Source organism: Mesorhizobium sp. BAC0120 (genome assembly GCF_033542235.1).
Taxonomy (GTDB): Bacteria; Pseudomonadota; Alphaproteobacteria; order Rhizobiales; family Rhizobiaceae; genus JAWRCU01.
On sequence record NZ_JAWRCU010000005.1, the window covers coordinates 391,950 to 412,203 of the forward strand.

Consider the following 20,254-nt stretch of genomic DNA (forward strand, 5'->3'; position numbering starts at 1 on the left):
CCCGGACGCTTCGAAATGGCTTTTTCACCTTGATTGCAGGCAAATACAGTTAACGGGTTCCGTGAAACTGTCCCATGGTTTTGCGAAACGGACCTGCTTTGGACAAAGGGAACCGGGCTAGTATTTCGTGGGTTGCCCCATGGATGCCTGCTTGGTCGTGATACGGTCGCGATTGATTCGCGGCATCGTCAGCATGCAATTGGAGGGCGCGTTGCGCTGCTTGATTTCGGCCTGTCTCGCGGCCTTGTCCACCCTGCTTATTACGCTTCCTGCGGATGCAGCTTCTTCGCACGCCATTGCCATGCATGGTGAGCCGGCGCTGCCCGCCGACTTCGATCACTTCCCCTATGCCGACCCGAATGCACCGAAGGGCGGGCGGATCGACTACGCCTGGGTCGGCACGTTTGACAGCCTCAACCCTTTCATCGTGCAAGGCGACGCCCCCCGAGGCATGTGGGACATGACCTTCGGCAACAATGTCTTCGAGCCGTTGATGCAGCGCTCGCGCGACGAGGCCTTTACGCTCTATCCGCTGCTCGCGCAGTCGGTCGAAACGGACGATGACCGAACCTTCGTCGAGTTCACGCTGAATCCACGCGCCAAATTTTCCGACGGCGCGCCGGTTACGCCCGACGACGTGATCTTCTCGCTCGAGCTGCTCCGTGACAAGGGCCGGCCGCTCTACAAGAACTGGGTCGACGTGGTGGCGAAGATGGAGAAGGTCGGCGAGCGCGGCGTTCGCCTCACCTTCAACGAAAAGGCGGGACGCGAATCGGCGCTGCTCCTCGCGCAGCTGCCGATCCTGCCCAAGCATGCCACCGACGCGGAAAATTTCGACAAATCGACGCTGAAGCCGATGATCGGCTCGGGCCCCTACAGGATCGACAGCGTGCGGCCCGGCGAGGTGGTGGTGCTCAAGCGCAACCCCGACTACTGGGGCAATGACATCCCCTCCAAGCGCGGCTTCGACAATTTCGATGAAATCCGCATGAACTATTTCCGCGACGAGAACACGATGTTCGAGGCCTTCAAGAAGGGCGCCGTCGATATCCAGCTCGAGACAGACACCGGCCGCTGGACGTCCGGCTACAATTTTCCGGCGGCAACCGACGGGCGCATCGCCAAGGAGACGTTCAAGGACGGCCTGCCGTCCGGCATGTACGGCTTCGTCCTCAACACCCGGCGCGACGTCTTCAAGAACCGCGACGTGCGAGTGGCGCTTGCCGGATTGTTCGATTTCGAATGGGCGAACAAGAATCTCTTCTCCGGCGCCTATCAGCGCATCAAGAGCTATTATGACGGCTCAGATCTCTCGTCATACGGCCATCCGGCGTCCGATGCCGAGAAGGCGCTGCTCGGACCGCACGCAGAAAAGGTCTTGCCTGAAATCATGGCCGGCACCTGGACGCCGCCGATCTCGGACGGCAGCGGCCGCGACCGCACTTTCCTGAAGAAGGGCTTCGATGCGCTGGTGAAGGCCGGCTACAAACTGAACGGCGAGACGATGGTCGGCCCGGACGGTAAGCCGCTCGGTTTCGAGATCCTGCTGAACGGCAAGGGAGGCGAGGCCGTGGCCGCTGCATGGCAGCGCACGCTTGCGAAGCTTGGCATCCGGGTCACGCTCCGCCCGGTCGACAGCGCGCAATATCTGCAGCGGCAGCGCGTCTATGATTTCGACGCGATGTTGATGACCTACACGTCGTCATTGTCGCCGGGCACCGAGCAGCTCTTCCGCTGGGGATCTGCTTCGCGCGATTCCGACGGCACCTACAATTTTGCCGGCGTCGCCGATCCGGCGATCGATGCAATGATCGACCAGCTTCTCAAGGCTCGCACCGAGGACGAATTCGTTACGGCAGTGCGCGCCTATGACCGGCTGCTGCTTTCGGGCGCCTATGTCGTGCCGCTCTATTACCAGCCCGATCAATGGGTCGGGCGTTGGACCCGTATCAAACATCCCGAGAACACGCCTATATACGGTTATCAGCTGCCGGCCTGGTGGCGCGGCGACAAATGAGCGACGGAAGGACGTCTGCCATGGCGGAACGCGAGGCAATAACGGTCGATGTTGTGTCCGACGTGGTCTGCCCCTGGTGCTTCATCGGCCAGAAGCGGCTCGACACGGCGATCGGCGAAGTTCCGGATGTGACGGTCGAAGTGCGCTGGCGGCCCTTCCAGCTCGATCCGACCATCCCGGCCGAAGGCAAGGATCGCAAGCGCTACATGCTGGAGAAGTTCGGCAGCGAGGAGCGCATCCGCCAGATCCACGCGCGTGTCGAGGCAGTCGGCGAGGCAGAGGGCATCAACTTCGCTTTCGATGCCATCAAGGTTGCGCCCAACACACTCGACGCGCACCGCGTCATCCGCTGGGCCGGCGCTGCCGACACTGATACACAGAACCGGCTGGTGCGCCGCCTGTTCAAGCTCAATTTCGAGGAAGGCCGGAATATCGGCGATCACGCGGTGCTGATCGAGGCCGCGCGCGAGGCCGGCATGGACGCCGCGGTGGTCGAGACGCTCCTCCCGACCGACGCCGACGTCGACAATGTCCGCAACGAGATCGCGACTGCGCAACGCATGGGCATCACAGGTGTGCCCTGTTTCCTGCTCGAAGGCAGATATGCCGTAATGGGTGCACAGGACAGCGCCACCCTCGCCGACGCTATCCGCCAGGTCGCGACGGCAAAGGCCAAGGGCGAGTTGGACGAGCCGGGCTAAGCCGCCGCCTTCGTCGCCAGCCTCGCCAGTTGCGTCATCACCACGGCCGAGCCTTGCAGGCGCTTCTCGGGCGTCGCCCAGTCGCGCGTGAAGACGATGCTCTGGTCGGGCCTGATCTTCGCGAGCGATCCCTGCTCGCCGATGAAGCGAACCAGCGCCACCGGATCGGCGAACTCCTTGTTGCGGAACTGGATGACGACGCCCTTCGGCCCCGCGTCGAGCTTCTCGACATTCGCCTGCCGACATAGCGCCTTGATGTAGACGATCTTCAAGAGGTGCTGCACCTCTTGCGGAAGAGGTCCGAAGCGGTCGATCAGCTCGGCGCCGAAAGCGTCGATCTCCTGCGGATTTTCCAGTTCGGCCAGTCGCCGGTAGAGCGCAAGCCTGAGCTGCAGGTCAGGCACGTAGCTTTCCGGGATCATCACCGCCGTGCCGATCGTGATCTGCGGCGACCAGCCCGTATCGGCTGCTTCCGGCTCGCCGCGGATCTCGGCGACCGCCTCTTCCAGCATCTGCTGGTAGAGCTCGAAGCCGACCTCCTTGATATGGCCGGATTGCTCTTCGCCGAGCAGGTTGCCGGCTCCGCGTATGTCGAGGTCGTGGCTGGCGAGCTGGAAGCCGGCGCCGAGCGTGTCGAGCGACTGCAGCACCTTGAGGCGACGGTCCGCCGTGTCGGTGAGCTTGCGGTTCGCCGGCAGCGTGAAGAGCGCATAGGCCCGCACCTTCGAACGTCCCACCCGGCCGCGCAGCTGGTAGAGCTGCGCCAGGCCGAACATGTCCGCCCGGTGCACGATCATCGTGTTGGCGGTTGGGATGTCGAGGCCGGATTCGACGATGGAGGTCGACAGCAGCACGTCGTACTGGCCATCATAAAAGGCATTCATGATGTCTTCGAGCTGGCTGGGGGCCATCTGGCCATGCGCCACGCCGACCTTCAATTCCGGTACATGGCTGTGCAGGAATTCCTGGATTTCCGGCAGGTCGGCGATGCGCGGCACGACGTAGAAGCTATGGCCGCCGCGATAGCGCTCGCGCAACAGCGTCTCGCGAATGACGAGCGGGTCGAAGGGCGAGATGAAGGTGCGCACCGCCATGCGGTCGACGGGCGGCGTGGCGATCAGCGACAGCTCGCGCACGCCGGTCAGCGCGAGCTGCAATGTGCGGGGGATCGGGGTTGCCGAGAGCGTCAGCACATGCACGTCGTTCTTGAGGTCCTTCAGCCGCTCCTTGTGCTTGACGCCGAAATGCTGCTCCTCGTCGACGATCAGCAGGCCGAGATTCTTAAACGAGATCGAGCTGCCGAGAAGCGCATGCGTGCCGACCACGATGTCGACGCTGCCGTCTGCAAGGCCCTTTTTGGTTTCGGCAAGTTCCTTGGAGCCGACGAGGCGTGAGGCCTGCCGCACCTGCAATGGCAGGCCTGCGAAACGCTGCGCGAACGTCTTGAAATGCTGGCGCGCGAGAAGCGTGGTCGGCACCACCACTGCGACCTGGAAGCCTTCCATCCCCGCAATGAAGGCGGCGCGCAGCGCTACCTCCGTCTTGCCGAAGCCGACGTCACCGCACACCAGCCGGTCCATGGGCTTGCCTGCCGACAGATCACCTTTGACCGCGTCGATCGCATTCTGCTGGTCGTCGGTTTCCTCATAGGGGAAACGAGCGGCAAACTCGCCATAGAGCCCTTCTGGCGGAATGAAGACCGGCGCGGAGCGCATCTGCCGTTCGGCGGCGATGCGAATGAGCTGGCCGGCCATCTCGAGCAGACGCCGCTTCAGCTTCGCCTTGCGCGACTGCCAGGCGCCACCGCCCAGCTTGTCGAGCGCCGCTTCGGCTGAGTCCGACCCGTAGCGTGACAGCAGCTCGATATTCTCGACCGGCAGGAACAGCCGGTCGTCGCCGGCATAGTGGATTTCCAGGCAGTCATGCGGCGCGCCGGCCGCTTCGATTGTCCTCAAACCCACGAAGCGACCGATGCCGTGATCCGTGTGGACGACGATATCGCCGGCAGAGAGAGCAGAAACTTCCGCAATGAAATCAGAGGGTCGCCGCCTCTTCTTCGCGCGGCGAACGAGACGGTCGCCGAGAATGTCCTGCTCGGCGACGACGATGAACCGGCTCGATTCGAAGCCGGCTTCGATCGGCAGCACCGCCAGAGCTCCCTCGCCCGCCTTCAGCTTATCGACGTCGGCCAGAGTCTCCGCGCGTTTCAGCCTCTCGACGCCATGCTCGGTGAGAATCTGCGTCAGCCGATCGAGCGACCCTTCGGTCCAGCCGGCGACGACCACCTTGCGATCGCTCGTCCGGCTTTCCGCGATATGGCGAGCGGCCGCCTCGAACACGTTGGCGGATGGATCGGCACGCTCCTGCTCGAAACTGCGGCCGGGTTTGGCGCCAGCATGGAACAATCGTCTTCCGCCCGCATCGGGCGCATCGAAAGGCGTGAACTCCAGGGCGGCATGATCGGCGACCCGCGCCTGGACCTCGTCCGGCGAAGCATAGAGCAGTTCCGGCTTGATCGGCTTGTACGGCACGGCCTCCTTCAGCGCGCTGCCCTCGCTTTGCCGTCTGCGCGCCTCGTAGTGGTCGAGTATCAGCGTGTGCCGCTCGGCGATGGCCTCTCGCGCCAGGTGGTCGAACACCAGCGGCGCGTCGGGAAGGTAGTCGAATAGCGTTTCGAGCTTCTCGTAGAAGAAGGGCAGCCAGTGCTCCATGCCGGCGAACCGCCTGCCCTCGCTCACCGCCGTGTAGAGTGCATCGTCGCGCGACGGAGCCCCGAACGCCTCGATGTAGTTGCGGCGAAACCTGCTGATCGTATCGGGCGTCAGCGCCACCTCGCTCATCGGCTGAAGCGTGAGCGCGTTGCGTTGCCCGGTGGTTCGCTGGCTGGCGACATCGAAGACCCGGATCGATTCCAAGGTGTCGCCGAAAAAGTCGAGCCTCAGCGCTTCGTCGGCGCCCGGCGCGAAAAGGTCGAGTATGCCGCCGCGCACGGCAAACTCGCCAACGTCGCGTACGGTCGGGACTCGCTCGAACCCGGAATTCTCAAGTCGCGCGATCAGCGCTTTCATGTCGACCTGATTGCCCGGCCGTGCCGTGAAGGTCTGCGCGTCGACGAAGGCAGCCGCGGGCAGGCGCTGCAAGAGCGCGTTGACGGTGGTCAGCACCACGGCACGGTGCGGCTTCTTGCGAAGCGCGGCGATCTGGACCATCGCATCCAGGCGACGGCCGGCAGCGTCCGCACCAGGCGACACGCGGTCGTAAGGCAGGCAGTCCCAGGCCGGCAATTCGACGACAGGCAGTTCCGGTGCGGCAAAAGCCAGCGCATCCTCGATGGCCGGCAATCGTTGGCCGTCGCGCGCGACGAAGACAATCGGACCGTCGGGCGCAAGCTCGCGCGCGGCCGCGGCAAGGGCGAACGCCTCGTAGCCGTCCGGCACGCCGTCTACGATGGCGAGCCCGGCGAAACTCTTCGGGAATCCGATACGATCGATCAAAGGCATGGTCAGAGGGACTGGCGGAATGCAAGAATCCGTTGCAGAAGCGGGCTGTCGATCTCGGGCGGCAAGGGTTTTGCCCCTAGCACCCAGTCCATCAGGTCGCTGTCCTGCAGGTTGAGGAGCCGCTCATAATCCTCAAGCTCTGCTTCGTCCAGCGCTTCGATAGTCGCATCGGCGAAAGGGCCGAAGATGAGATCGAGCTCGCGCGTGCCGCGATGCCATGAGCGAAAGCGCAGCTTCTTGCGGCGGATGGACGTGGCGCCGGCGCCTTCAGGCTCGCTCATTCTCATGTCCTTTCGATTGAGCGGCGCATATAGCGTGGATAGGCGGTACTGTCAGCCTTGCAACGCCTACGTTGCGACCTACGATAGCTCTGTGATCGTCGCGCCCCACGTTGCCCCCCTCTGTCCTGCCGGACATCTCCCCCGCAAGGGGGGAGATTGGCCTGCCGCTCGGCTTTCGCCAATCTTCATCGTCGTACAAAGGGGAGCCGGCAAAAATGACAGCCAATCTCCCCCCTTGCGGGGGAGATGTCCGGCAGGACAGAGGGGGGCGCGACCGGGCGCCAGGTTTGCCGGGCAGACAGGCAAAGCGTGATGCGCCCTTCCCTCCTCGACCCGCTGTTTGCGCCTGTCACTGCGCTGGAAGGTATCGGCCCGAAGGTCGCCGACATGATCGGCCGTGTCGTGCCGGCCGATGTGACCGACCGCGCGGCGCGCGTCGCCGACCTGCTCTTCACCTTGCCCTATTCGGTGATCGACCGCCGCAGCCGACCGGAAATCGCTTACGCAGCCGAAGGCCAGATCGTCACGCTCGAGGTGACTGTCGACCGGCACCAGCCGCCGCCCCGCGGCAAGAGCAATGTGCCCTACCGCGTCTTCGCCTTCGACGACACCGGCCAGATCGCGCTTACCTTTTTCCACGTGAAAGGCGACTGGCTGCAGAAGGCGCTGCCGATCGGCGCGGCGGTGGTCGTCAGCGGCCGCATGGAATGGTTCAACGGCCGTCCGAGCATGGTGCATCCGGATCACATGGCGCTGGCGAGCGATGCCGCGGGCCTGCCTTTGATCGAGCCGGTCTACCCGCTGACAGCCGGCCTCTCGTCCAAGGTGTTGCGCCGGGCAATCGGCCAGGCACTGGCCCGGCTGCCAGACCTGCCGGAATGGCAGGACGAAAAGGTCATGCGGCCCCAGACCTTTCCGGGTTTTGCCGATGCGCTGACGCGCATCCACAATCCTTTGCAGACGATCGATGCTGCCACAGATGGCGCGGCCTGGCGGCGGCTCGCCTATGACGAGTTCCTCGCCGGACAAATCGCGCTCGCGCTGGTGCGTGCGCGCGTCCGCCGCCTCTCCGGTCGGCCGCTTACCGGCGACGGCGCGATCGAGGCGAAGATACGGGCAGCTTTGCCCTATTCGCTGACCGGCGCACAGGAGACCGCTCTCAATGAAATTCACGCCGACCTTGCCAGGCCCGAGCGCATGCTTCGGCTGCTCCAAGGCGATGTCGGCTCCGGCAAGACCGTGGTCGGCCTGCTCGCGATGGCGCGCGCGGCCGAGGCCGGCGGGCAGTCGGCGCTCATGGCGCCCACCGAGATCCTGGCACGCCAGCATTTTTCGACGATCGCGCCGCTTGCCGCGGAGGCCGGCTTGGAGGCCGCGATCCTGACGGGCCGAGAAAAGGGCCGCGAGCGCACGCAAATCCTGGAACGGCTTGCTTGCGGAGAGATCGATATCGTCGTCGGCACACACGCGCTCTTCCAGGAGGCCGTCACGTTCCATGACCTTGTCCTGGCGATCGTCGACGAGCAGCACCGATTTGGAGTGCACCAGCGGCTCGCGATGACCGCCAAAGGCAATGCCCCCGACATGCTCGTCATGACCGCGACCCCGATCCCGCGGACGCTGGTGCTGACCGCGTTCGGCGATATGGATGTATCGCGGCTTACCGAGAAGCCCGCCGGCCGCCGGCCGATCCACACCGTCACGCTGCCGCTCGAGCGGCTCGACGAACTGATGGACCGCATCGAGAGCGCAATTGGAGAGGGCCAGAAAGTCTACTGGATCTGCCCTCTGGTCGAAGAGTCCGACGAGATCAAGCTGATGTCGGCAGAGGACCGCTTTGCCATGCTGAAGCCCATCTTCGGCACGGCGGTCGGCCTTGTCCACGGCCGCATGAGCGGGCGCGAGAAGGACGAGGCGATGGCCGCCTTCAAGGCTGGCGAAACGCGCATCCTCGTCGGAACGACCGTGATCGAGGTCGGCGTCGACGTTCCTGACGCAACGATCATCGTGATCGAGCATGCCGAGCGTTTCGGGCTTGCCCAGCTCCACCAGCTGCGCGGCCGCGTCGGGCGTGGTGACAAGGCGTCGACCTGCGTGCTCCTCTACAAGGCGCCGCTCGGCGAAACCGCAAAAAGGCGGCTGTCGATCATGCGCGAGACCGAGGACGGCTTTCGCATCGCCGAGGAGGACCTGAAGCTGCGCGGCGAAGGCGAACTTTTGGGCACACGCCAGTCCGGCACGCCGGGCTTCCAGGTCGCCCACATCGAGGCGCATGCCGATCTCCTGGAAGTTGCGCGGGATGACGCGCGGCTGCTGTTGTCCCGCGATCCGGAGCTGCAATCCCCGCGCGGCGAAGCAATCCGCCTGCTGCTCTATCTCTTCGGGCGCGACGAGGCCGTACGCCTCCTGCGTGCCGGCTGAGGCGCTGCCATGGCAAGCGTCGCCGGAAGAGGCACGCTTACCGGCTGGGCCGCTCCGGGAACCTGATATTCAGGGGCTACAAGGCCGGCCGAGATGACCAGCTTGGCCGCCTCCTCGATCGTCATGTCCAGCTCGACGATCTCCGATTTCCGCACGTACATGAGGAACCCGGTCGTCGGGTTCGGCGTGCAAGGCATGAACACGGCGATCATGGGATCGTCACGGCTGTTCAGCTTCTCGTTGATCTCGGTGTCCTTCTCGCTCGCGACGAAGACGATCGACCAGACGCCCTTGCGCGGATATTCGACGATGCCGACTTTCGAGAACATGTCGGACTTGTGCGAAAGCACCGTCTCGAAAATCTGCTTCAGCGCGCTGTATATCGAGCGCACGAACGGCATGCGCGAAAGCAAGGATTCGCCATAACGGATGATCGAGCGGCCGATGAAATTGGCCGTCAGGAAGCCGATCAGAGTAATGAGCACTAGTGCCACGATCAGCCCGAAGCCGGGCACCGGGAATGGCAGATATGTGTCCGGATTGTAGCGGTAGGGGATGTAGGGCTTCACCCACGAATCAACCCAGCCGATGAAGGACCACGCGATATAGGCCGTGATCGCCAGCGGCGCGCACACGATGAAGCCGGTCAGGAAATAATTCCTGAGCCGCGTCATTCCAGACAACGTATGACCGTCGCTCATGAGCCTCTTCCGCCGCTGCACAATGAATAATGCAGCCCCGAGCGCAAAGGAAGCGGGAAGAAAGCCCCGGCCGGCCTGTTGTGGATTACGCTTTTGCTACTCGACCGTGACCGACTTGGCGAGATTGCGCGGCTGGTCGACGTCGGTGCCCATGAACACGGCAGTGTAGTAGGCAAGGAGCTGTACCGGCAGCGCATAGAGTATGGGCGCGACAAGCTCCGGCACGTCCGGCATCACGATCGTCTCAAGCGTCTTGACGCTTGCTGCCTCAGCGCCTTTTTTGTCGGTGATCAAGATGATCTTGCCGCCGCGCGCCGCGACCTCCTGCATATTGGAGACCGTCTTTTCATAGATGCGGTCATGAGGGGCGATCACGATCACCGGCATGTTCTCGTCAATAAGCGCGATCGGCCCGTGCTTCAACTCGCCCGCGGCGTAGCCTTCGGCGTGAATATAGGAGATTTCCTTGAGCTTCAGCGCGCCTTCCATGGCGAGCGGGTAGTTGGTGTCACGGCCAAGATAGAGCACGTGCTTCACCTGCGCGAGCTCGCGCGCGACCTTCTCGATCTGGTCCTGGAGCTTCAGCACCTGGCTGGCGAAACGCGGGGTCTCGGAAAGTTGGCGAACCAGCGCCTTCTCCTTGTCGCGCGAGATGGTTCCGCGCGCCGCGGCTGCACGTACGGCAAGCGAAGCGAGCACAGCGAGCTGGCAGGTGAAGGCCTTGGTAGAGGCCACCCCGATCTCCGGGCCGGCAAGCGTCGGCAATATCGCGTCAGACTCGCGCGCGATGGTCGATTCCCGCACGTTGACGATCGCGCCGATAGGCAGGCCGCCAGCGCGGCAGTAGCGCAGCGAAGCGAGCGTGTCGGCCGTCTCTCCCGACTGCGAGACGAATAGCGCCCCGCTTGCCTTCGAAAGCGGCATCTCGCGGTAGCGGAACTCCGAGGCGATGTCGATGTCGACCGGCAGCCGCGCATGGCGCTCGAACCAGTATTTGCCGATCAGCCCTGCGAGATACGCTGTGCCGCAGGCTGAGATCGCCAGCCGATCGATCTTGGCAAAGTCGAATGGCATCTCGATCGGTTTTGAGGTGCCGTTGGCGAAGTCGAGATAATGCGCCAGCGTGTGCGAGATCACCTCGGGCTGCTCATGGATCTCCTTCTCCATGAAATGCCGGTAGTTGCCCTTGTCGACCAGCAGACTGATGCCGATCGACTGCTGGCGCTTGCGCTCGACCGGCTCGCCGGCCATGTCATAGATCTGCAGCCGGCTGCGGCGCACGACGGCCCAGTCGCCGTCCTCAAGATAGGTGATCGCATTCGTGAAAGGCGCCAGCGCAATGGCATCGGAGCCGAGGAACATCTCCCCCTCGCCGTAGCCGACCGCGAGCGGCGGACCGTTGCGCGCGCCGATGATCAGGTCCTCGTCACCCTTGAACATGATGGCGAGCGCGAAGGCGCCTTCGAGCCGCTTCAACGCATTGTGAGCAGCCTTCACGGGATCGAGTCCACGCGACAGCTCGCGCGAGACGAGATGCGCGACCACTTCCGTGTCGGTCTGCGAGGTGAACTCGTACCCGTCTGCAGCGAGTTCGGCGCGCAGTTCCGCGAAATTCTCGATGATCCCGTTGTGGACGATCGCCACCCCGTTCGAGAAATGCGGATGCGCGTTGGTCTCATTGGGCACACCGTGGGTGGCCCACCTTGTGTGGCCGATGCCGATCGTCCCGTCGAGAGGATCAGCCTCGATGAGCCGCTGCAGGTTGATCAGCTTGCCTTCGGCGCGCCGGCGGGAGAGTTTGCCCTGCTCGATGGTCGCCACGCCTGCCGAGTCATAGCCGCGATATTCGAGCCGCTTCAGGGCATCCACAATCAACGGTGCGACAGGCGATTGCCCCACGATTCCCACAATGCCGCACATAAATCAGCCCCTCGATAAAATAACCGTCCGGGATTTCTTAGGCCCGGTTTCGCGCGCGCGAAAGTAACTTTAAGTATCTGCCCGAATCCGGTGCCTCGGCAGCCATACCCCTATTGTGGCAAGGCCAGATTGATATCGGGTTACCTCGGCTACTCACTTTTTCGCGGCAGCGGCAAGCCTCTCACGAAGCTGCCTGCCGCGCTCGGGCAGGTTCCTCTGCCGGGCCCGGCCGAAGGCCAGCGCATCGTCCGGCACGTCTTCGGTGAGCACGCTGCCGGAGGCGATATAGGCGTTGTCGCCGATCCTGATCGGCGCAACCAGTGCCGTATTGGAGCCGATGAAGGCGCCCTCGCCGATCTCGGTGACAAACTTGCTGAAACCGTCATAGTTGCAGGTGATGGTGCCGGCTCCGATATTCGCCTTCGCCCCGATCACCGCATCTCCGACATAGGTAAGGTGGTTGACCTTGGCGCCGGGGCCGACCTTCGACTTCTTCACTTCGCAGAAATTGCCGACCTTTGACCTTTCGGAAAGCTCAGCGCCGGGCCTCAGCCGTGCGAACGGGCCGACTTCGGCATTCGGCCCGATATGAGCTCCCTCGAAATGGCAGAAGGCATGAATGATGGCGCCGCCATCCACTTTGACGCCGCGACCGAAAAACACGTTCGGCTCGATGACGGTGTCCCGGCCGACTTCGGTATCGTAAGAAAAAACAACGGTTTCCGGCTGGATCATCGTCACGCCTGCGAGCATCATCTCGCGCCGCTTCCTGCCCTGCCAGACGGCCTCTGCCTCGGCCAGCTCGGCGCGGTTGTTGATGCCGAGCACGTTCTCGAAGGCGACCTCGGTCGCGACGACCTTCCTGCCGAGCTCGCGCGCGATTTCGACGATGTCGGTGAGGTAATATTCGCCCTTGGCGTTGCCGTTGTGGACGGCGTCGAGCAGCTTCAAGGCGAGTCGACCGTCGATCGCCATCAGCCCGCCATTGCAGAAATCGATCTGCCTCTCCTCCGGCGAGCAGTCGCGCTCCTCGCGGATGGCGACCAGTTCGCCGCCCTTCTCGATAAGACGACCGTAGCCGGTCGGGTTCGGCGTGCGAAAGCCCATGACGACGACGGCGGCGCCTTCCGTGAGCTTCTGCCGCGCCGCGATGAGCGAGGCTGGCTCGACGAGCGGCGTATCTGCGAAAACGACAAGTATATCGTCATAGCCGCGCGCGATCGCTTCTCGGGCTGCGAGCACCGCGTGGGCGGTGCCGAGCCGCTCGGCCTGGACGAAGCTCTGGGCCTTGGCGGCGAAGGGCCTCACCACCTTCTCGACCGCCTCCGCCCCATTGCCGACGACCAGCGCGATATCCGCGCCGCCCGCTGTCGCGGCAGCGCGCGCCACATGTGCGACCATGGGCAGGCCGGCGATCGGATGGAGCACCTTGGGCAGTGCGCTCTTCATGCGCGTGCCTTCGCCCGCGGCAAGGATGATCGACAGGCAGGATCGTTCGGTCATGTCGTGGTCCGGAAATGAGATGCGTAGAATCGCGGACTATGTATCATTGCGGCCGAACCTCTCCAATCCGGCCGCCCTCAACAGTTGTATCCGCAGATTTCAGCCGAGCTGGCCAAGCGCCGGGAAAGTCTCCAGCAGCCAGTAGGAGGCCGCGCTTACTCCGCCCGTCACGAAGAATATGCCGGCAAGCACCAGCAGCGCGCCGATCGCCTTCTCGACCCGTCCGAGATGGACGCGGAACTTCGCCATGAAGCGCATGAAGGCGCCGGAGAAGATCGCGGCGACCAGGAAGGGGATGCCGAGCCCGATCGAATAGGCAAAGAGCAGCAAAGCGCCCTCACCCACAGTCTCGCGGCCGCCTGCGAGCGTCAGGATCGGTCCGAGCACGGGGCCGATGCAGGGTGTCCAGCCGAAAGCGAAGGCGAGGCCCATGATGTAGGCGGCGAGCGCACTCGCTGGCTTGCCTTGCGCCTGGAAGCGGGCCTCGCGCGACAATAGCGGGATACGCACGATGCCGAGAAAATTGAGCCCCATCAGGATGATGACGATGCCGGCCGCGAGCGCCAGCGGTTCCTGCCAGACGCGCAGGAATCGGCCGATGGTGGAGGCGCCTGCGCCGAGCGTGACGAAGACCGTGGTGAAGCCGAGAACAAAGGCGATCGATGCCGCGACGAGCGCAGCCCGCGCGCCGCTGTTCGCTGCCTCTTCGCCGGTGGCGCGGAAATCATCGACGGTCACGCCGGCCATATAGCAGAGATAGGGTGGCACCAGCGGCAGAACGCAGGGCGACAGGAACGAGATCGCCCCTGCTCCGACTGCGCTCATATAGCCGATATCGATTGCCATGCCGCCAATATACCGTTGCTGCTTCGGCGCGGCTATAGACCGGCGGCGGCACCGAGGCCAATCACCAAAGCGTGGCAGGTCGCTGCAGTTGACATCCTATTTCGGGAACAATTCGCTCATTGTCGGCTTGCAATACGTCACGATCCGGGCAATGTGGATTCGTCTCGGGCAACATCGTGATTTGATAGATCATTCATGCGCGGAGTTGCCAATGTCATCCATTCCCAATCCAGGTTCCGAGTTGCCGCCAGAACACGCTGACGAGGTTCACAACGCCGTCAGGGCCATTCGGGAACGAACCGGTTATACTCTCGAACAACTTTCCCTTACATGCGGGCTTTCGCTCCAGGAGATCACGGAGATCGAGGACGGGCGCGACACCGATCCCGAGAAGCTTCGCCGCATAGCTGCAGCGCTTCAGCTTCCTGAAAGCGTATTCTTTTCAGACGAGGACAGGACTGCTGCCTGACCTTGCCACAAAGCCCGCCATCCGCCCGGATTGCGGGCTTTCTTTCCAGGAATTCCTCACATGGCGATGACAGGCCGCCGCCGTACGTAAAGCCCGTTCAATCCTTCAACATGGCTGTCGCGGCGTCTGCGTCGGTCACGAAGACAGTCGCCAGCCCCGCTCTGGCAACGGCCAGGAGAATGGCATGCTTGTGCGCGCCTCCGGATGCGACGATGCGGCATGGGATTTTGCGGTAGTGCTCGAGTTCGGGCGCCAGAACCTGCTCGTTGAGAGGGTGGTCGACGGGTTTGCCCTGCCAGTCGAGGTAGCGGCCAAGAAGGTCTCCGACCGCCCCGGCAGCAACGAGATCCTCGGGAGGTGTTCCGACCGGCAGGCCATAGCGGACCTGCAGCGACTGGTCCGACACGTCTCCGACGCTCAGGAACGATATGTCCACTTCGGATATGCGATGGAATGTTTTCTGGAAGACGGATTGCGAAATGATCGCCTCGCGCGATTGCCGGCTTTCGGCATAGATCGGCGCCGCGAAATAATAGCACTGCCCCTGCAGGACCTCGGCGAAGCCGCGAACGATCTCGAAAGTGTTGATTTCCAGACCGCGGGTCAGTCCTCCCATCATCGACCGAATCGCAATTCCCGGCTCATTGGCCGGCGTCATCTGCCGCACTGTCTCGCGCAGCGTTGAACCCCAGCCGACGCCGATCGATCCCGGCTTGCGGCTCTGGATCAGCCTATCCAGATAGGCGGCCGCGCCGCGACCGATCACTGCATGAAGCTGGTGGGCATCGGCCGGCGTCGGAACGACGACCGCGTCCGCCAGGCCGAATCGGTCCCGCAACCGCGTTTCCAGTTCGACCATCTCGGCAAGCGGCGAGCTGAAGCTGATCCGCACGACGCCTTCTTCAAGGGCGGTGGCCAGAAGCTCATTGACCCTGCGGCGGGTGAGATTCATGCGCTCGCCGATCTCGGCCTGGGTCAGGCCCTCTACATGGTAGAGCCAGGCCGCCCTGACCATCAACTGCTGCTGATCCATGCGAAATCCACTATCAGTTTCGCCTGCGGTTACAAATGTCACATAGGTGAAACATTTGGAACCTAGGGGGTGCGGCAGCCCATTTCGGAAACCGCGCTATGCCTGCTGACCTCCTCATCTTCGATTGCGACGGTGTGTTGATCGACAGCGAACCCGTGGCAAGCGGTTTGCTTGCCAAGGCGCTGCAGCGCGCCGGGGTCGATGTGAGCCACGTCGAGGTTCACCGCCGCTTCACCGGAGCGTCGGAAAGCGAAAGCCGTCGAATCTGCGTCGATGAATTCGGCCTCGCCGACGTCGATGGGCTGTTTTCGCGGTGGAAGGCGCAAGTCTACGACGAGTTCACCCGCTCGCTTCGGCCGATGACGGGAATGGTCGACCTCGTGCGTTCGCTGTCGCATCCCAAATGCGTTGCGTCGAACAGCTCTATCGAGCGGCTGCGCCGCAGTCTTGGGCTCTTCCACCTCTGGACGGATTTTGCCCCGCACATCTTCAGCGCCGAGATGGTGGCGCATCCGAAGCCGGCTCCCGACCTGTTCCAGCTTTGCGCGAGAACCTTCGGCACGGCGCCGGAACGGTGCGTCGTGATCGACGACAACGCGCACGGAATTGTCGGCGCGGTCGCCGCGGGAATGAAGGCAATCGGCTTCGTCGACCCTGCCGATCCCCGGGCGGACCGGCACGCCGTCCTGAAGGAAGCCGGTGCACTGGTTACGACGGAAGGTGCCGACGAACTTGCAGCGGCAATCCATGCGATTTCGCCGGCAGCCGCCCATACGGCCGACGCGGCGAACCGAATGCGCAGCCATCACTAGCACCTACTCAGCCTGCCAGCCGGCCCTCACAAGCGGAGACAATCCAATGAACAGCATCATCTCGACCGGCTTCAACTCGGGTTCGTCCGATGGCGAGCTCGGCAGCCTTGAAACTGATCTGCGCCGGCTTGCCGACATGGGGGTGGATACGGTGGAGCTCGCGCTGACGACGATCGACCTGATTGCCGGTGGACGGGCCATCGAGGAAAGGGCCGAGAGGCTCGAGGCGCTCACCTGCCAGTTTCCCTTCCGCTACACCGTCCACGGCCTTGTTTCATCCAATTTCATGGATCCGGCGACGGCACGCTATCAGGTCGATGCTGCGAAGGCGCTGGTCGAGGTCTGTGACAGTATCGGCGCCCGCGTCATTGTCCAGCACGGCGGCCATCTGCGCGCCGACCAGCTGTTCGAGCGCGCCGAAGCCGACCGGCGCGAGCGCGAGGCTCTGTTCGAGCTTGCCGAATTCGCCAGGCCCTATGGCGTGCGCATTGCCTTCGAGAACATTTTCACGACCGAACCAGGTCAATACCGACAGACGCCGGCCGAAATTGCTGCCACCGTCAAGGCCGTCGACCATCCCAACCTCGTTGCCCTGATCGACTTCAGCCACGCCTACATCGAATCGACCTGGCGCGGGCTCGACTTTCGCGATGAGCTGCGCGCCATGGCGCCGGTGGCCGGGCATCTGCATGTCCACGATTCCTTCGGCCGCCCCCAGGGCTTCTACAAACCCTACCATCCCCAGGAATCGACCGCGCTCGGACTTGGCGACCTGCACATGCCGCTCGGCTGGGGCGACATCGACTGGGAGGACATCTTCAGCGAACTGACGTTCCTTCCGGACACGGTGCTGATGATGGAAATCGGCCCGCGTTACCGCAGCGAGCAGCCCGCCTGTCTCGAGCGCGCGCAGCAATTGATGGCGCTGAACGCCGCCCAGAAATCGATCGCCGCCGAATGACCAGCACTAGCGAAAGCAATTGCGCGGGGGATCGCGGATGACTGCCGATTTGAGCGTCGAGCGCGTATCGAAATCGTTCGGCCAGACCAAGGTGCTCGACGATATTTCGCTCTCCGTCGAGCCTGGCGAATTCGTCTCGCTGGTGGGCGCTTCCGGCTGCGGGAAGTCGACCTTGCTGCGCATCATCGCCGGCCTCGAGGCGCAGGATCAGGGCGACGTCGCGATAGCGGGGCGCTCGGTCAGCCAGCTGTCGCCGAGCGCACGCAACGTGGCCATGGTTTTCCAGAACTATGCGCTCTACCCGCACATGAGCGTCTTCGACAACGTCGCGCTGCCCCTGACGATGAGGCAGCTCTCGATCATCGAGCGCCTCCCGCTCGTCCGACTGGCATCTCCCCGAAGGTCGCGGATAGCAGCGGAAATCGCGGGCAAAGTCGGATCCGTAGCCTCACAGCTGCGCATTGACCATCTTCTCGACCGCAAGCCTGGCCAGCTGTCCGGCGGCCAACGCCAGCGCGTGGCGCTGGCGCGGGCGCTGGTTCGGGAACCGAGCCTCTTCTTGATGGATGAGCCACTGTCCAATCTCGACGCGCAGCTTCGCGTCCAGATGCGCGACGAAATCGCGGACCTCCACGCTCGTCTCGGCGCAACGTTCATCTATGTGACGCACGACCAGGTGGAGGCGATGACCCTTTCCCACCGGGTCGCGCTGCTCGAAGCCGGCCGCATCGCCCAGATCGGCCGCCCTATCGAGCTTTACGACAGGCCTGCAACCATTTCGGTTGCATGCTTCATCGGCTCGCCGGCGATCAACATCCTGCCGGCACAGATATCCGCCGGAGGGCGACTTACCTATGCGGGAACACCTCTTCCCATAGCAGTCGACGGGTCCGCCGGAGCAGCCGCCTCCATCGGACTTCGGCCCGAACATGCAACCATATCCGCGCCTTTCGACGGGGCCCTGTTGATCGCACGGGTCCGGCGCAGCGAGCACCACGGGCCGGAGCAGCTGGTCCACGTGGAGATCCAGTCCGCGATCGGGGGAAGCCTCACCATCCGTGTTCCGGACAGTCATCCCGAAACTGCGGAGGTCACGGCGGGCAACCTCGTTTCCGTTTCCTTCGACCCGCGGCGCCTGCACGTGTTCGACGCTCAAGGGCAGCGACTGAGCACCCGGCTCTTCCCCCAACAGCCTTCACAGCCCGCAAAGTCCAGGAAAATGGCAGGAGCAGCAGTTTGACTGATACCGCTGCAGTCATTGAGAGCCGGCCGTGGCAGACAGCCAGGCGGACGGGGAAACGCCGCGAGGGGGCAACGGGAGCGCTGTTCGTCGCGCCGGCCTTCCTGCTGCTTCTGGCGACCGTTCTGGCACCCGTAGGCATTCTCGTCGTGCTGAGCTTCACGGACTACGAGCTCGGTGCCGTCACGTTCCGCTGGGTCGGACTGGGCAATTTCGAGCAGGCGCTCTCTGATCCGGTTTTCAGGCGCTCGGTGACGAACACCCTGCTTTACGTCGCGATCGTGCTGCCCGGTGGTGTCCTGCTTGCCCTCCTGGTCGCGCTTCTCGTCCATGGCCGCGGCAAATCCCGCGTCTTCTATGAGGTCGCGTATTTCCTGCCTGTCACGGCGACGCTCATCGCCATGGCGGCCGTCTGGCAGTTTGTCCTGCACCCCCGCCTCGGCCCGGTGAATGCCGTGCTCAAGATGCTGGGTTTTGCGGAGCAGGGCTTTCTCTCCACACCTTCCCTGCTCATCCCGACGCTTGCCTTCATCGGCCTGTGGAACATCGTCGGCTTCAACATGGTGCTGTTCCTGGCCGGGCTGTCATCCATCCCGCGCGACCTCTACGACGCGGCCGAAGTCGACGGCGCGACCAGCGCGATCGACCGCTTCCTGACGGTCACCTGGCCGATGCTCGCGCCGACGACGATGTTCGTGGTCGTGACCACGTCCATCACCGCCTTCAAGGTCTTCGACACTGTCGCCATCCTGACGGCCGGCAGGGATGGAAGCGAGGTCCTGCTCTACGCGATCTACCTCGAAGGCTTCCAGTATTTCAAAATCGGCTATGCGGCCGCACTGACGGTCGTCTTCCTACTCTTCATGCTGGCGTTCTCGGTCTATCAGGCCACGCAGCTCGACCGACGGGTTCACTACGGATGACCGCGCTTTCGCAAACCGTGAGCCCGGCCGATCGCCACTCGCTGCCGACAGGTGCGCTTGCAAAGCTGGTCCTCGTCCATGCTGTGCTCATCGCGGGCGCGATCGTGATGCTGCTTCCTTTCGCATGGATGCTGCTAACGTCGATCAGGCCACCGGGTGAGATCGTCTCGGGCTCGCTCAATCCCATTCCGGGTCAATTTTACGGCGCCGAGAACTACTCCGACGCACTTTCGACGGCGCCACTCCTTCACTTCATGCTCAACGGCGCGATCGTCTGCGCGGGTATCCTGGCGGTGCAACTGCTCGTTTCTATCCCGGCTGCGTACGCGCTCGCGAAGCTGCGCTTCCCGGGGCGGCAGCTGTTCTTTGCCCTCGTCGTCGTCGGCCTGTGCGTGCCAGTCCAGGTTCCGGCACTCCCGCTCTATCTGGGGCTCGCCTATTCGGGACTGCTCGATTCCTATTTCGCGCTGATGGTGCCCTTCTTCCTTTCCGTCTTCGCCATCTTCCTGTTTCGCCAGACCTTCAAGACCTTTCCGGACGAGATCATCCACGCCGCGCGGATCGATGGCGTCGGCGAGATGGAGATATTGTGGCGTATTGTCGTTCCGAGCGCCTGGCCGGCGATCGCCGCCTTCTCGATCTTCTCGATCGTCGCCCACTGGAACGATCTCTACTGGCCCATCATCGTCATCCAGCGGCTTGAATATGCGACCCCGCCGCTCGGCATGCTGTTCTTCGCCGGATCGGAAGTCGGCAACAGCTACGGCAGCTTGATGGCCGGGGCTGTCATCATCACTGCCCCGATCATCCTCATCTTTCTCATCGCCCGCCGTCGCTTCGTGCAAGGCATCACCATGACCGGGATCAAGTAGCCGGCACGGCTGCCGGCCCCGACCTCATTCCATCTATCGGTTCAACCCCAAGAA

The 20,254-nt window shown here is 63.4% G+C and carries 16 protein-coding genes; 9 read left to right on the plus strand and 7 right to left on the minus strand.

Annotated features, from left to right (window positions below):
- Positions 1–193: 193 nt before the first annotated feature.
- The gene (locus SAZ10_RS14840; protein ID WP_412535226.1) at positions 194–2,017 is read left to right on the plus strand and encodes an extracellular solute-binding protein; all 1,824 of its coding nucleotides are present in this window, start codon (positions 194–196) and stop codon (positions 2,015–2,017) included.
- A 20-nt stretch (positions 2,018–2,037) separates the two neighbouring features.
- Complete coding sequence (locus SAZ10_RS14845; RefSeq protein WP_318610015.1) at positions 2,038–2,718, plus strand: DsbA family protein; 681 nt, start codon at positions 2,038–2,040, stop codon at positions 2,716–2,718.
- On the opposite strand, the gene mfd is transcribed toward SAZ10_RS14845, so the two are convergent.
- Complete coding sequence (gene mfd / locus SAZ10_RS14850; protein WP_318610016.1) at positions 2,715–6,218, minus strand: transcription-repair coupling factor; 3,504 nt, start codon at positions 6,216–6,218, stop codon at positions 2,715–2,717. The genes SAZ10_RS14845 and mfd overlap by 4 nt on opposite strands.
- Positions 6,219–6,220: 2 nt before the next feature.
- On the minus strand, positions 6,221–6,499 hold the full coding sequence (locus SAZ10_RS14855) for a succinate dehydrogenase assembly factor 2 (protein ID WP_318610017.1): 279 nt from the start codon (positions 6,497–6,499) through the stop codon (positions 6,221–6,223).
- Between the two features lie 312 nt (positions 6,500–6,811).
- Between SAZ10_RS14855 and recG the strand changes: the two genes are divergently transcribed.
- The gene (recG, locus tag SAZ10_RS14860) at positions 6,812–8,920 is read left to right on the plus strand and encodes an ATP-dependent DNA helicase RecG (protein WP_318610018.1); all 2,109 of its coding nucleotides are present in this window, start codon (positions 6,812–6,814) and stop codon (positions 8,918–8,920) included.
- Here the strand turns inward: recG and SAZ10_RS14865 are convergent.
- From SAZ10_RS14865 to SAZ10_RS14880, 4 genes are all read right to left on the minus strand, one after another.
- Positions 8,872–9,621, minus strand: a complete 750-nt coding sequence (locus SAZ10_RS14865) for a DUF502 domain-containing protein (RefSeq protein ID WP_318610019.1) — start codon at positions 9,619–9,621, stop codon at positions 8,872–8,874. The two genes, recG and SAZ10_RS14865, sit on opposite strands and share 49 nt — an antisense overlap.
- Before the next feature lie 96 nt (positions 9,622–9,717).
- Positions 9,718–11,541 (minus strand): glutamine--fructose-6-phosphate transaminase (isomerizing), encoded by a 1,824-nt coding sequence (gene glmS / locus SAZ10_RS14870; protein WP_318610020.1) that lies wholly within the window; start codon positions 11,539–11,541, stop codon positions 9,718–9,720.
- A gap of 153 nt (positions 11,542–11,694) precedes the next feature.
- Positions 11,695–13,044, minus strand: coding sequence for a bifunctional UDP-N-acetylglucosamine diphosphorylase/glucosamine-1-phosphate N-acetyltransferase GlmU (gene glmU, locus SAZ10_RS14875; protein WP_318610021.1), 1,350 nt, complete (start codon positions 13,042–13,044; stop codon positions 11,695–11,697).
- Between the two features lie 99 nt (positions 13,045–13,143).
- Complete coding sequence (locus SAZ10_RS14880) at positions 13,144–13,890, minus strand: cytochrome c biogenesis CcdA family protein (protein WP_318610022.1); 747 nt, start codon at positions 13,888–13,890, stop codon at positions 13,144–13,146.
- A 211-nt stretch (positions 13,891–14,101) separates the two neighbouring features.
- Between SAZ10_RS14880 and SAZ10_RS14885 the strand changes: the two genes are divergently transcribed.
- Positions 14,102–14,359, plus strand: coding sequence for a helix-turn-helix transcriptional regulator (locus SAZ10_RS14885; RefSeq protein ID WP_318610023.1), 258 nt, complete (start codon positions 14,102–14,104; stop codon positions 14,357–14,359).
- Between the two features lie 97 nt (positions 14,360–14,456).
- On the opposite strand, the gene SAZ10_RS14890 is transcribed toward SAZ10_RS14885, so the two are convergent.
- Positions 14,457–15,392, minus strand: a complete 936-nt coding sequence (locus SAZ10_RS14890) for a sugar-binding transcriptional regulator (protein ID WP_318610024.1) — start codon at positions 15,390–15,392, stop codon at positions 14,457–14,459.
- A gap of 98 nt (positions 15,393–15,490) precedes the next feature.
- Between SAZ10_RS14890 and SAZ10_RS14895 the strand changes: the two genes are divergently transcribed.
- From SAZ10_RS14895 to SAZ10_RS14915, 5 genes are read left to right on the plus strand one after another with little or no spacing between them, the layout of a single operon-like run.
- Positions 15,491–16,204, plus strand: a complete 714-nt coding sequence (locus SAZ10_RS14895) for an HAD family hydrolase (protein WP_318610025.1) — start codon at positions 15,491–15,493, stop codon at positions 16,202–16,204.
- A gap of 46 nt (positions 16,205–16,250) precedes the next feature.
- The gene (locus SAZ10_RS14900; RefSeq protein WP_318610026.1) at positions 16,251–17,165 is read left to right on the plus strand and encodes a TIM barrel protein; all 915 of its coding nucleotides are present in this window, start codon (positions 16,251–16,253) and stop codon (positions 17,163–17,165) included.
- A gap of 37 nt (positions 17,166–17,202) precedes the next feature.
- Positions 17,203–18,405: an ABC transporter ATP-binding protein gene (locus tag SAZ10_RS14905; protein WP_318610027.1), complete on the plus strand. Its 1,203-nt coding sequence runs from the start codon at positions 17,203–17,205 to the stop codon at positions 18,403–18,405.
- A gap of 17 nt (positions 18,406–18,422) precedes the next feature.
- Positions 18,423–19,328, plus strand: a complete 906-nt coding sequence (locus tag SAZ10_RS14910; RefSeq protein ID WP_318610135.1) for a sugar ABC transporter permease — start codon at positions 18,423–18,425, stop codon at positions 19,326–19,328.
- The gene (locus tag SAZ10_RS14915) at positions 19,325–20,200 is read left to right on the plus strand and encodes a carbohydrate ABC transporter permease (RefSeq protein ID WP_412535220.1); all 876 of its coding nucleotides are present in this window, start codon (positions 19,325–19,327) and stop codon (positions 20,198–20,200) included. The genes SAZ10_RS14910 and SAZ10_RS14915 overlap by 4 nt, the downstream gene beginning before the upstream one ends.
- The last annotated feature ends 54 nt before the right edge of the window (positions 20,201–20,254 follow it).